This is a genomic window from Kitasatospora setae KM-6054, assembly GCF_000269985.1.
Taxonomy (GTDB): Bacteria; Actinomycetota; Actinomycetes; order Streptomycetales; family Streptomycetaceae; genus Kitasatospora; species Kitasatospora setae.
Window position 1 is genome coordinate 256,182 of sequence record NC_016109.1, and the last position, 12,741, is coordinate 268,922.

At 72.8% G+C, this 12,741-nt stretch carries 7 protein-coding genes and 2 pseudogenes; 4 read left to right on the plus strand and 5 right to left on the minus strand.

The window, feature by feature from the left end; translation table 11 throughout:
* Positions 1-113: 113 nt before the first annotated feature.
* The 4 genes and pseudogenes from KSE_RS01115 to KSE_RS44040 all read right to left on the minus strand — a co-directional run bounded on the left by KSE_RS01115 (position 114) and on the right by KSE_RS44040 (position 6,006).
* The gene (locus KSE_RS01115; RefSeq protein WP_014133402.1) at positions 114-716 is read right to left on the minus strand and encodes a hypothetical protein; all 603 of its coding nucleotides are present in this window, start codon (positions 714-716) and stop codon (positions 114-116) included.
* 133 nt (positions 717-849) lie between these two features.
* Positions 850-1,722: pseudogene (locus KSE_RS46170) on the minus strand (DUF1996 domain-containing protein); the annotation flags it as partial.
* Positions 1,723-1,824: 102 nt separating this feature from the next.
* Positions 1,825-2,247, minus strand: a pseudogene (locus tag KSE_RS46175) (discoidin domain-containing protein); the annotation flags it as partial.
* A gap of 309 nt (positions 2,248-2,556) precedes the next feature.
* A complete protein-coding gene (locus tag KSE_RS44040; RefSeq protein ID WP_014133404.1) occupies positions 2,557-6,006 on the minus strand; it encodes a discoidin domain-containing protein in 3,450 nt (1,149 codons plus the stop codon).
* A gap of 378 nt (positions 6,007-6,384) precedes the next feature.
* Between KSE_RS44040 and KSE_RS01130 the strand changes: the two genes are divergently transcribed.
* From KSE_RS01130 to KSE_RS01145, 4 genes are all read left to right on the plus strand, one after another.
* The gene (locus KSE_RS01130) at positions 6,385-7,713 is read left to right on the plus strand and encodes an ABC transporter substrate-binding protein (RefSeq protein ID WP_014133405.1); all 1,329 of its coding nucleotides are present in this window, start codon (positions 6,385-6,387) and stop codon (positions 7,711-7,713) included.
* A gap of 107 nt (positions 7,714-7,820) precedes the next feature.
* Positions 7,821-8,807 (plus strand): carbohydrate ABC transporter permease, encoded by a 987-nt coding sequence (locus tag KSE_RS01135; RefSeq protein WP_014133406.1) that lies wholly within the window; start codon positions 7,821-7,823, stop codon positions 8,805-8,807.
* The gene (locus KSE_RS01140; protein ID WP_014133407.1) at positions 8,804-9,652 is read left to right on the plus strand and encodes a carbohydrate ABC transporter permease; all 849 of its coding nucleotides are present in this window, start codon (positions 8,804-8,806) and stop codon (positions 9,650-9,652) included. Before KSE_RS01135 ends, KSE_RS01140 begins: the two co-directional genes overlap by 4 nt.
* Entirely contained in the window at positions 9,649-12,117 is a 2,469-nt protein-coding gene (locus tag KSE_RS01145) for a glycoside hydrolase family 3 C-terminal domain-containing protein (protein WP_014133408.1), read from the plus strand. Before KSE_RS01140 ends, KSE_RS01145 begins: the two co-directional genes overlap by 4 nt.
* 58 nt (positions 12,118-12,175) lie before the next feature.
* Here KSE_RS01145 and KSE_RS01150 read toward each other — a convergent pair whose 3' ends face one another.
* Positions 12,176-12,676, minus strand: a complete 501-nt coding sequence (locus tag KSE_RS01150; RefSeq protein WP_014133409.1) for a peptidylprolyl isomerase — start codon at positions 12,674-12,676, stop codon at positions 12,176-12,178.
* Between the last annotated feature and the right edge of the window lie 65 nt (positions 12,677-12,741).

A 12,741-nucleotide genomic window follows, 5' to 3' on the forward strand; every position in this document is an offset into this window, starting at 1 on the left:
GCTCGGAGAGCGCTCTCCCAGTGCGTTCCGCGAGCTGGTCGGCCTGCCCGCGCGCGGGCAGGCCGGGGCGCGCGACCGGGGTCCCCCCGGCCGCGCGCTCCCCCGCCACCGGGTCACGAACTGTGCTCCTCCCAGCAGATCATCACGGTGGTGGCGGTCATCACGGCGACGTCGGCGCGGCTGCGCGCCGGGGTGCCGAAGGTCTCGGGCAGTCTGGCGACGTCGACGGTCAGCACGAAGCTGTCCTTGCGGACCACGGTGGTGCCGTCGGCGCGCTTGTAGGCGGCCTCGCCGAGGCCGTTCAGGTCGGTGACGGCGCCGGCACTGCCGCGCAGGCCGTCGTACTGGGCGAGGGCGGTGGCGGTGTCGGGCAGTTCCTTGACGGAGAGCGTCATACTGCCGCCGGCGTACCGGTACTCGCAGCTGTAGACGCGCTTCTCCCAGGTGGGGGCGAGCGGTTGGACGATGTCGGTGCCGAGCGCGCCGGCGAGTTCCTGCCGGAAGTACGGGTTGCAGATCATCGAGGTGGCGTCGGAGGGCCGGTCGGGCGCGCCGGACGACCGGGCGGCGGACGGGCTCGCGGCAGGCGGGCTCGCGGGCGAACTCGCGGCCGGGGGAGCGGCGTTCGGTGCGGCGGGGACGGGGGCGGTGCCGGTTCCACATCCGACAGCGGCGAGCAGCAGCAGGAGCGGCGCGGCGGTGCGGCGAAGCCTCATCGGTGGTCCTCCGTGGGGGTGGGGGTGCGGGCCGGCCCCGCCGCCGGATGTGGGGTCCGTGGCGGCGGGGCCGGTGTTCCGCGTGCGGGCTGGTGGCTCAGGACCCGCGCCTGCCGGTGGGGGGAGGCCGGTCCTACGGCAGAAGGTACTGCTCGTTGAGCGCGGCGCCCCTACCGGGCTGGGTCTCGTCGTAGCCGCGGGCGTTGCACTGGAGGCCGCCGACGATGCAGTGGTCGACCAGTGCGGCCAGGGTGGGCGCGTCCCAGGCGTTGAAGAAGTCGTAGTGGAAGGAGAAGCCCCGCCCGCTGGAGAGGTGGAGCTGGGCGAGGTGGTCCAGGTTGGCCGGGAAGGCCATCTTGAACTCGATCATCGGCAGCGCGACCGGGTGGTCGGCCGGGCAGACGCCCTCGATCGGGTAGGCCATGTGGCTCTTGTGGTCGGGGGTGTCCAGGTAGAGGCCGTTCCAGCAGCTGGGGGCCTGGAAGCGGATGTTGATCTGGCCGCCGCCGGGGCAGTCGGTGGGCAGGTCGGAGGTGCGGTAGCTGTTGCCGCACTCCCAGCCGGCCACGTACCCGGGGTGGGTGGTGAAGTCGGTGGCGCTGTCGGTGGGGCTGGCGACGACGAACCGCAGGCCGGCCGGGAAGGGGCGGACCGCGGTGTAGTCGTTGATCGAGCTCTTGTAGTAGATGGTCTGCAGGCCGACCGGGTCGACGGGCGTGTTGCCGTCGTACATGGTGGGCATCCAGTAGCCGGACTTGTCGCCGGGGGCGAGGCAGCTGGTGCTGCTCGCCTGGAGGCTCTCCAGCGTGGAGTTGGCGTTGGTGTTGGTGGCGCCCATGAAGGTGTGCATGTGGGAGGCGCCGGGCTTGCCCGGGTAGACGATCGGGTCGTCGGGCAGGTCGTGGGTGGCGGTGCAGTTCGCCTGGAACTCGTGGAAGTAGGCGTGCGCCGGGTTGCCGGTGGCCGGGGTGGCCCCGGTGACCTGCGGGTTGGCCAGGACGTAGCCGGTGGTGGCGGTGGCGACCTGGCCGTAGACCTTGAACTCCTCCAGCGAGTAGCCGTAGCCGGTGGCCCGCTTGGTGAGGTTGAGCCTGAGGTAGCGCCCGCTGCCGTTCAGGTCGATCTGCTCGGTGCCGCCGGTGCCGTTGGCCTTGGTGTAGACGGTGGTCCAGTTGGCGGCGTCGGCGCTGGTCTGCAACTGGTAGCCGCTGGCGTACGCGGCCTCCCAGTCCAGCTCGACGTGGCTGATGCTCGCGGTGCCGCCGAGGTCGATCTGGATCCACTGGCTGTCGGTCCAGGCGCTGGCCCAGCGGGTGGCGAGGTTGTTGTCGGCGACGGCCGCCGCGGGGAAGCTCGCGTTCTCCACGGACGAGGCGGTGACCGGCTTGGACTGGCTGATCAGCGGGTCGGAGGCGGCGGCGGCCTGCTGGGTGAGGACGCCGCCGGTGAGGGCGCCGGCCGCGAGGATCGCGGCGGCGGTGCCGGCGAGCGCGGAGCGGTGGGGCGCCCCGCGCGACATGCGGTGTTTCATCGGACCTCCGGAAGAGGAAGGGTGGGTGGGGACCCGGTGCCGCGCGGCGCTCCCTGCCGCGCGGCACCGGGGGTCTGTGGGGGGCGGGGGCGTCCGGTCCGGTGGAACGGGCCGGGCGCCCTCCGCTGGCTGATCGGTGTCGCGTCAACTGATGCCCGGACAACCGTTGTCGCGTCATCGGTGCCACGTCATCCGTGTCGCGTCATCGATGACGCGACATCAGTGCCACGTCATCGACGTCGCGTCATCCATGTCGTGTCATCGATGCCCGGTCATTTGATGACGCGTCACTTGATGACACGTCACGCGTCACGTGTAGACGCCGAACTCGTACATCGAGTAGCCGTAGGCGGTGCCGCGCTGGGTCATGGCGACCCGGACGTAGCGCCCGCTGCCGTTGACGTCGATGTCCTCGATGCCGCCGGTGCCGTTGGCCTGGGTGTGGACGGTCGTCCAGTTGGTGCCGTCGTTGGAGGTCTGGATCTGGTACGCCTTGCCGTACGCGGACTCCCAGCCGAGCTGCACGTGCTTGAACGAGGTGGTCTGGCCCAGGTCGACCTGGAGCCACTGCGGGTCGGCCCACTCGCTGGCCCACCGGGTGGACCAGTTGCCGTCGGTGGTGTTGGACGGCGGGTAGGGCGCGCCGTTGCCGGCGGCCTGGTAGGTCGAGGCGGTGGTGGGCTTGCCCTTGGCGACGTTGGTGCCGCTCGGGGTGGGGGCGACCGTGCGGAAGGACTTCGACTCGATGCCGACGTTGCCGTGTCCGTCGTAGGCGTAGACGTAGACCTTCCAGACGCCGAGCGTCCTGGGCGCGGTGGCGGTGAACTGGCCGTCGCCGGTCTGGGTGAAGCGGACCTGGGCGAACCCGGTGCCGCCGTCCACGTACTTGGAGCTGTAGTAGAGCTGGTAGCGGACCAGGTCGCCGTCGGGGTCGGTGGCGGGCGAGCTGATGGTGAAGGTGCCCCCGGCCGGGACGTCGGCGGTCCGGCTCAGCGTGGTGTTCGGCATCACCGGCGGGGTGTTGCCGCCGCGCGCGGCGCCGCCGTACGACGTGGCGACGGAGTAGTAGGCGGGTTGCTTCCAGCCGCCGGGGATCAGGTTGAACCAGGTGCCGCCGAAGTCGTTCTCGGTGCCGTAGTTGAACATGGTGGCGCCGAGCGAGACGCCGGTGTGGCCGGCGACGCAGTTCCAGGCGCTGGTGTAGCCGTCGCGCTTCTGGGTGTCGGTGGGCTGGGTCGGGACGCCGTTGGCGTCGTTGGGGACCTCCCACTCGCCGGCGTCGCCGGACTCGGTGACGATGTACGGCTTGGTGTAGCCGCCGTTGATCCAGTCCTGCTTGACGTTGCAGACCGCGCCGTAGGAGTTGACGGCCAGCAGGTCGAGGCTGGGGGCGTACTGCTTGTAGTACGTCCAGGCGCCGGTGTAGGCGTCGGTGGAGGTGACCGGGTGGTCGGGGTCGATCGCGTGGATGGCCTGGGTGACCTGTTCGACGAACCGGGCGTAGGCGACGCGCTCCTGCTCCACCGTGGCGCCGTTGTAGGCGTGGTCCTGGGTGGTGAGGATGACCTCGTTGCCGACGTCCCACATCAGGGTGCCGGGGTGGTCCTTGTAGGTGGTCACCCACTGCTTGATCGAGTCGAGGGTGCTGGTCTTGTAGGCGGTGTCGTTGACGTAGTCGGCGCCCTGGTTGAGCCAGAAGCCGTTGACCACTTTGAGCCCGTACGCGGCGGCGGCGTCCAGCAGCGGCTTGCTGGCGGCGTCGGTGCCCCAGGTGCGCAGGGTGTTGACGCCCATCGCCTTCAGGTCGCGCATGTGCGCGTCGGCGGTGGACTGGGCCGGGCCCCAGGTGACGCCCTTGAGCTGGTAGGGCTGGCCGTTGACGCTCAGCGCCCAGTTGCCCTGGCCGCCGGTGACCTTGACGGTGCTCTTTCCGGTGGGGACGGCCGGATCGGCGAGCGCCGCGGGGGCGGGGCCGGTGGTGGTGGCGACGGTGACGGTGCCGATGGAGAGCGCGCCGCCGGAGCTGGTGGCGGCGGTCGGCGTGGTGCAGCCGCAGACGCTGTCCGGGTAGGAGCCGCCGATGGCGAGGTTGAAGACCAGCTTGAAGCCGTGGTCGACGGCGTTCTTCCAGTCGGCGGTGCCGACCTGCGACTCGTTGACCTGCCAGATCTGCCGGCCGTCGAGGTACCAGCGGATCTGCTCGTCGCTGACGGTGCGGTCGATGACCTGGCTGTAGGTGTGGTAGTCGCTCTGGCAGCCGGGGCAGGAGGCGAGTCCGCTGGTCATGCCGTTGTACTCGGCGCAGTTGCCGCCGGGGGCGGTGCCGCAGTGCAGGGTCGCGGAGGTCTGGCTGCGGCCGTTGACGTCCTCCAGGATGTCGCTCTCGCCGGTGCCGGGCCAGCCGCCGCTGCGGTCGTTCGCCCCGACGGCGCGGAACGACGGCCAGTAGCCGGTGCCGTCGGCGACGCCGGGCTGCTTGACCTGGGCGGAGATCAGCAGTTGTCCGCCGGCGGGGGCGGCGAAGTCGCCGCGCTTGCTCTCCACCCGGCCGGAGGTCCAGTTGCCGGCGCCGTCGCGGACGGCGGTCAGGTTGAGGTGGTGGTTGCCGTCGATCGCGACGTTGGCCGGGTCGGCGGTGTCGTTCTGGATCTCGCCGGTGCCCCAGTTGGCGGCGCCGCCGGGCTCCGAGGTGCCGGTGCGGACCGTCCAGTTGCCGGCGGACGGGGCGCTGCCGGCGCCGCCCGCGAAGTCGTCGCTGAACACGGTGGTCCAGTTGCCGGGCGGGGTGGTGCCGGTCGGCGACGGGCTGGGAGTCGGGCTGGGGGTCGGGGTCGGGCTGCCGGCGGCCCCGCCGCTGGTGAAGACCTTGAACTCCCAGACGGAGTACCCGTATCCGGTGGCCCGGGCGGTGCCGTACAGCCGGACGTAGCGGGCGGTGCCGGTGACGGGGGCGGTCTCGGTGCCGCCGGTGCCGTTGGCGGTGCTCCAGGCGTCGGTCCAGGTGGCGGCGTCGGTGGAGAGCTGGATCCGGTACGCCTTGGCGTAGGCGCTCTCCCAGGTCACCGAGGTGCCGCAGACGTTCTGCGCGGAGCCGAGGTCGACCTGCAGCCACTGCGGGTCGGCGGCGGCGCTGGACCAGCGGGTGCCGGTGTCGCCGTCGACCGCGTTGGACGCGGGGGTGCCGTAGTTCTCGGTGCTGGAGGCGGTCGCGGTCTTGCCCTGGGCGGCGTTCGCGGTGCCGCAGCCCTGGTCGCCGCCGCCGGTGGCGCCGTAGACCTGGAACTCCCAGAGCGAGTAGCCGTACCCGGTGGCCCGGGCGGTGCCGTACAGCCGGACGTAGCGGGCGGTGCCGGTGACGGGGACGGTCTCGGTGCCGCCCGCGCCGTTGGCGGTGGTGTACGCGGTGCTCCAGCTGGTGCCGTCGGTGGACAGCTGGATCTGGTAGCCCTTGGCGTACGCCGCCTCCCAGCGCAGCGTGACGGAGCTGAGCGCGGCGGGCGCGCCGAGGTCGACCTGCAGCCACTGCGGGTCGGCGGCGGCGCTGGACCAGCGGGTGCCGGTGTCGCCGTCGACCGCGTTGGACGCGGGGGTGCCGTAGTTCTCGGTGCTGGAGGCGGTCGCGGTCTTGCCCTGCGAGAGCAGGACGGGCGCGGCCTCGGCCCGGCCGGCGGGCAGCAGCAGGACCAGGGCCGCGACGAGCGCGGCGGCCAGGGCGGCGGCCAGCGTGCGGGGGGCGGCGGAGCTCGCGGTACGGGTCACGGCGGGGCTGGCGGTACGGCTCACGGTACGGGCCGGCTGCACGGGCCGGGGCGGGCGCGGGGGTGGGGCGGGCATGGGTGCTCCCGATCGGGTGGGGTGGGGGCGGCACCGTCGAGGGCCGGTGCCCGGATCAGGGAGAGCGCTCTCTCACTACGCCAGTGATGGTTGCCCCGTTGTTTCATCCGTGTCAAGGGTGGCAACCAGCCGTTCGTCGGCGAAACTTCACCCAAGACCCCCTGTGGCAGCGATTTTTCGCTGCCGGACCCCTTGACGGCGGGGCGCCGGAGCGACGAAGCTCCGGTTGCCACCTCGGGAGAGCGCTCTCCAATACCGCGTTCCCCTGGGCCCCACAGCCATCCCCCCGCGAGGAGCCGTCCCATGCCCGTTTCCCTGCCCCGCACCGGTCCCACCGGCCTGAGAGGCCGCCTGCTCGCCACCTCGGCGCTGCTGGTGCTGGCCCTGACCGCCGTGGCCTCCTGCTCCAGCGGCAGCAGCAGCGGCGGCGGCTCGTCCGCGGACGAGGACCCCAACGCCAGGATCACCCTCACGGTGAACCTGTTCTCCGACTTCGGCTACGCGGACCTCTACAAGGAGTACGAGCAGGCGCACCCGAACATCACCATCAAGGAGAACCGCGCCGACCTGGGCGCCCACCACCAGAACCTGCACGCCCACCTGCTGGCCGGCTCGGGCACCGCCGACATCGAGGCGGTCGAGATCGGGCAGGTCGCCGGGTTCCAGCCGGAGGCCGGGAAGTTCCTCGACTTCCTGGAGAACGGCGTCGACAAGAACCAGTGGGTGCCGTCCAAGACCGCCCCCGCGTCCAGCCCGGACGGCAAGGTGCTGTTCGGCCTGGGCACCGACATGGGCGGCATGGCGCTCTGCTACCGCAGCGACCTGTTCAAGGCGGCGGGCCTGCCGACCGACCGCGAGCAGGTCGCCGCGCTGATGAAGGACTGGCCGTCCTACCTGGCCGCCGGCAAGCGGTTCCTGGCCGACAGCCCGAACAAGGACGCCCGCTGGTTCGACAGCGGCGGCAACCTGTTCAGCGCGATCCTGGCCCAGGCCCCGCAGGGCGTCTACGACGCCCAGGGCAAGGTCGTGGTGGAGGGCAACCCGGCCGTCAAGCAGTCCTTCGACCTGGTGGCAGGCGCGATCAAGGACGGCCAGTCGGCGGGCATCCAGGCGTTCACCCCGGCCTGGGACACCGGCTTCCAGAAGAGCCAGTTCGCCACCGTCGCCTGCCCGGCCTGGATGAGCTACGAGTTCAAGGCCAACCCGCCGGCCGACGGCGGCACCTGGGACATCGCCCGGATCCCCGGCGGCGGCGGCAACTGGGGCGGCTCGTACCTGACCGTGCCGAAGTCCGGCAAGCACACCAAGGCCGCCGCCGAGCTGGCCAAGTGGCTGACCGCGCCCGCGCAGGAGGCCCGGCTCTTCAAGGAGAAGGGCTACTTCCCCTCCGACCAGGCGCTCTGGACCCAGCCCGACATCGCCGAGCACACCGACCCGCTGTTCAACAACGCGCCGACCGGCAGGATCTTCTCCCAGTCGGCCCGCGACCTGAACCCGCAGCCGCTCGGCGCGCACGGCGCCGAGATCGGCACCGCCCTCGGCAACGCGCTGACCTCGGTCGAGCAGGGCAAGGCCGACCCGGCGGGCGCCTGGAAGCAGGCCCTCAAGGACGTCGGCAACATCGTCGACTGACGTCGCCGCTCCCCCAGTCCCGCGGTGCCGGTGCGGACCTGACGCCGCACCGGCACCGCGCTCCCCCGCCCCTCCCTCCGCCCCGCCTCCGCCCCAGGGAGCTCCCCTTGGCCGCATCGACCGCCGCCGCCCGCGGCGCCCGCGCCCCCGCCCCCGCACCCGCCCCGGCCCCCGCCCGCACCGCGGGCCACCGCTGGCACCGGCTCGACCGCACCGTCTCGCCCTACCTGTACCTCTCGCCGTTCTTCCTGGTCTTCGGCGTCTTCGGCCTGTTCCCGATGCTGTACACCGGCTACGTCTCGTTCACCGCCTGGCGGGCCGACCGCCCGGGCAGCCAGGGCCGGTGGGTCGGCTTCGAGAACTACCGCAGGCTGCTGGACGACCCGTTCTTCTGGAACGCCGTCAAGAACACCCTGGGCATCGGCGTCCTCGCCACCCTCCCGCAGCTGCTGCTCGCGCTCGGCCTGGCCCACCTGCTGAACTACCGGATGCGCGGCCGCACCCTGCTGCGGCTGGGCGTGCTGCTGCCGAACGTCACCTCGGTGGCCGCCGTCACGCTGATCTTCGTCCAGTTGTTCGGCCGCGACTTCGGCCTGGTCAACTGGTTCCTGTCGCTGTTCGGCGTCGACCACGTCGACTGGCAGGCCGGCACCCTCTCCTCCTGGTCGGCGATCGCCGCGATCGTCACCTGGCGCTGGACGGGCTACAACGCGCTGCTCTACCTGGCCGCGATGCAGTCCGTCCCGTTCGAGCTGTACGAGGCCGCGGCGCTGGACGGGGCGAGCCGCTGGCGGCAGTTCCGCTCGATCACCGTCCCGATGCTGCGCCCGACCATCCTGTTCACCGTCATCGTCTCGACGATCGGCGCGCTGCAGCTGTTCGGCGAGCCGATGCTGTTCAGCCAGCAGCAGGACCCGACCACCGGCGGCTCCCAGCACCAGTTCCAGACCCTGGCGCTGTACTCGTACAACCAGTTCTGGGGCCGCTTCAAGTACGGCTACGGCGCGGCGGTCTCGTGGGCGATGTTCCTGCTGATCGTGCTGGTCGCCGCCGTCAACTTCCTGGCCGCGCGCCGGATGCGGGGCGCCGAATGAGCCGCGGGCGTTCCCGTACCACCCGGCAGCTGACCGCCGGGCGCGGCGTCTACGCCGTCCTCGGCGTCGCCGTGCTGCTCTCGCTCTTCCCGCTGTACTGGACGCTGGTGGCGGCCTCCCGCTCCAACACCGAGATCCACCGGATGCCGCCGGTACTGCTGCCCGGCGGCCGGCTCTGGCACAACGTCACCCAGGTGTTCGCGCAGACCGACCTGCGGCTGGCGATGGTCAACTCACTGGTCGTGGCCGGCACCGTCACCGCGAGCGTGGTGCTGACCAGCACCCTGGGCGGCTTCGCCTTCGCCAAGCTGCGCTTCCGCGGCCGGGGCCCGCTGCTGGCCTCGGTGGTGGCCACCATGATGGTCCCCACCCAGCTGGGCATCATCCCGCTCTACATCATGATGGCGAACTGGTTCCACTGGGCCGACCACCTGCAGGCGCTGATCGTCCCGGCCGCCGCCAACGCCTTCGGCCTGTTCTTCATGCGCCAGTACCTGCTCGGCGCCGTCCCCGACGAACTCCTGGACGCCGGCCGGATGGACGGCTGCACCACCCGCGGCCTGGTCTGGCACGTCGTGCTGCCGGCCGCCCGCCCGGCGATGAGCGTCCTGGGCATGCTCACCTTCATGGCCAGCTGGAACGACTTCTACTGGCCCAAGGTCGTGATGACCCAGCAGAACCCGACCGTCCAGCTCACCCTCTCCGAACTCGCCAGCGGCTACATCAAGGACTACTCGCTGGTCCTCACGGGCGCCCTGGTCGCCAGTGCGCCCGTCCTCGTCGCCTTCCTCCTGATGGGCCGCCAGATCATCGACGGCATCATGCAAGGAGCCACGAAAGGATGACCCAGCTCTCCATGCCCTCCTCACTCACCACCCCCGCGAGCGGAACCGACCACCGGGTGCTCGACCTGGAGCGGAAGGCCCGGCTGGTCTCCGGCGGGGACACCTTCCGGACCAGCCCGGAACCCGCGCTCGGCCTGTTCCCGATCGTCTGCTCGGACGGCCCGGTCGGGGTCCGCGGCGAGCGGTGGGACGAGGCGGACACCGCGCTGCTGCTGCCGTGCGCGACCGCGCTGGCGGCGTCCTGGGACGAGGAACTGGTGGCCCGGATGGGCGGGCTGCTGGCGGCCGAGGCCCGGCGCAAGGGGGTGCACGTGGTGCTGGCCCCGACGCTGAACCTGCACCGCTCCCCGCTGGGCGGGCGGAACTTCGAGTGCTTCTCGGAGGACCCGCTGCTGACCGCCCGGATCGGGGCCGCGTACATCGGCGGCGTGCAGGCGCTCGGCGTCGCGGCGACCGCCAAGCACTACGTGGCGAACGACTCGGAGACCGAGCGGCTGACCGTGGACGCCCGGGTCGACGAGCGGACGCTGCGCGAGGTGTACCTGGCGCCGTTCGAGGCGGCGGTGCGGGCCGGGGTGTGGGCGGTGATGTCCGCGTACAACCGGGTCAACGGCACCTCGATGGTCGAACACCCGCTGCTGGCCGAGCCGTTGAAGGGCGAGTGGGGTTTCGACGGCCTGGTGGTGTCCGACTGGGGGTCGGTGCGCGAGGCGGACGGCCCGGGCGCGGCGGCCTGCGACCTGTCGATGCCCGGGCCGAACCCGGCCTGGGGCCCGGCGCTGGCGGCCGCGGTGCGGGCCGGGCGGGTGCCGGCGGCGGCGCTGGACGACAAGGTGGAGCGGCTGCTGCGGCTGGCCGGCCGGGTCGGCGCGTTCGACCCGCCGCCGGCCGGCCGGGCGCCGGTGCCCGCCGACCCGGCGACCCGGGGCGCGCTGCGGGCCGCGGCCGTCGCGGGCACGGTGCTGCTGCACAACCCGGACCGGCTGCTGCCGCTGGACGAGCCGGCGCTGCGCCGGGTCGCGGTGCTCGGCCCGAACGCGGCGACCGCCCGGGTGCAGGGCGGCGGCAGCGCCTCGGTGTTCCCGGCCGCGCCGGTCTCGCCGCTGAACGGGCTGCGCGCCGCGCTCGACCCGTCCGTCGAGGTCACCCACGCGCCGGGGGTCCGCACCGAGCTGCGCCCGACGCCGCTGGCGGCCGCGGACTGCGTGCTTCCGGACGGTTCGGGCCCGGGCGTGCTGGTGCGCTACCTGGCGGCGGACGGTTCGCCGCTGCACACCGAGGCGCGGGCGACCGGCCGGGTGCTGGAGCCGTCCGCGGACGTCGACCTGACGGCGGTGCGCACCATCGAGGTGGCGTCCCGGTTCACCGCGCCGAGCGCGGGCCGCTGGCGCCTGGGCGTGGTGGGCCTGGGCGCGCTGCGCCTGGAGGCGGACGGCGCGGTGCTGCTGGACGAGTACGTCGCGCCGCTCTCGGACGACCCGACGTACCTGCACGTGGCGCCCTCGTTCCGGCAGGTGGAGCTGGAGCTGGCGGCCGGGCAGGGCGTCGACCTGCTGGCCCGGCGGACGGTGGAGCCGGAGCACGGGCGGGTGCTGGTGCTGGCCGCCGACCGGCCGGCCGCCGAGCTGGAGCGGGAGTTCGCGCACGCGGTGGAGCTGGCCGCGGCGGCGGACGTCGCGGTGGTGGTGGTCGGCACCACCGACGAGCACGAGAGCGAGGGCTTCGACCGGGCCGGACTGCGGCTGCCGGGCCGGCAGGACGAGCTGGTGGAGGCCGTCGCGGCGGTCAACCCGCGCACGGTGGTGGTGGTGAACACCGGCAGCCCGGTGCTGCTGCCCTGGCGGGAGCGGGTCGGCGCGGTGCTGACCTGCTGGTTCCCCGGGCAGGAGGGCGGCGGCGCGCTGGCCGAGGTGCTGCTCGGCCGGGCCGAGCCGGGCGGGCGGCTGCCCACCACCTGGCCGGACGCCGAGGCCGACTGCCCGGTGTACGCGACGGCGCCGAGCGGCGGGCGGCTCGCCTACGCGGAGGGCCCGCACCTGGGCCACCGCGGCTGGCTGCGCGCCGGCCGCACCCCCGCGTACTGGTTCGGGCACGGCCTGGGCTGGGGCGAGTGGTGCTACCTGGCGCTCGGCGAGCCGTCCGCCCCGGCGGCGGACGGCTCGCGCACCGTCCGGGTGGCGCTGCGCAACGACGGGCCGCGCCGCTCCCGGGAGACCGTGCAGCTCTACCTGTCCCGGCCGGACTCGGAGCTGGACCGGCCGGTGCGCTGGCTGGCCGGCTTCGGCGCCGTCGAGGCGGGCCCCGGCGAGCGGGTGGAGGTCGAACTGCGGCTGCCGCAGCGGGCGTTGCAGCACTGGTCGGTCGAGGACCGGGCCTGGCGCACCGAGCCGGGCACCTTCGTCCTGCACGTCGGCCCGCACAGCGGCGAGCTCCCGCTGGCGGCGGCCCTCCCGGTCGGGGCCTGACACAGCCGCGGGGCCCGCCTCCCGGGGAGGGAGCGGGCCCCGTCGGTCTTCCCGGCCGCTACTCCACGACCTCGGCGGAGACCAGCAGCACGTCCTCCTTCGGGACGTCCGCGTGGCCGCCCTTGGAGCCGGTGGCGACGGACTTGATCTCGTCGACCACCTCCCGGCCCTCGACGACCTCGCCGAACACGGCGTAGCCCCAGCCCGGGCCGCTCTTCGCGGTGTGGTCGAGGAAGGCGTTGTCCGCGACGTTGATGAAGAACTGCGCGGTGGCCGAGTGCGGGTCCGCGGTGCGGGCCATCGCCACGGTGTAGCGGAGGTTCTTCAGGCCGTTGTCGGCCTCGTTCTGGATCGGCGGGCGGGTCTCCTTGCGGCGCAGGCCGGGCTCCATGCCGCCGCCCTGCACCATGAAGTCGTCGATGACCCGGTGGAACACGGTGCCGCTGTAGAAGCCGTCCTGGACGTACCGCAGGAAGTTCTCGACCGTCGCCGGGGCCTTCTCGGCGTCCAGCCGGACCACGATGTCGCCGTGATTGGTGCTCAGCTTGACCTTGGACAAGGCAACCTCACTGTCTGTCTGCCGCATCTGACGCGTCGATACGAAGATCGTCGCAGCCCATTGTC

What these genes read in the sequence shown, in the direction of transcription:
- KSE_RS01140 (WP_014133407.1), top strand. Translation starts at nt 8,804, where the DNA reads ATGAGCCGCGGGCGTTCCCGTACCACCCGGCAGCTGACCGCCGGGCGC.
- KSE_RS01130 (WP_014133405.1), top strand. Translation starts at nt 6,385, where the DNA reads ATGCCCGTTTCCCTGCCCCGCACCGGTCCCACCGGCCTGAGAGGCCGC.
- KSE_RS01145 (WP_014133408.1), top strand. Translation starts at nt 9,649, where the DNA reads ATGACCCAGCTCTCCATGCCCTCCTCACTCACCACCCCCGCGAGCGGA.
- KSE_RS01115 (WP_014133402.1), bottom strand. Translation starts at nt 716, where the DNA reads ATGAGGCTTCGCCGCACCGCCGCGCCGCTCCTGCTGCTGCTCGCCGCT.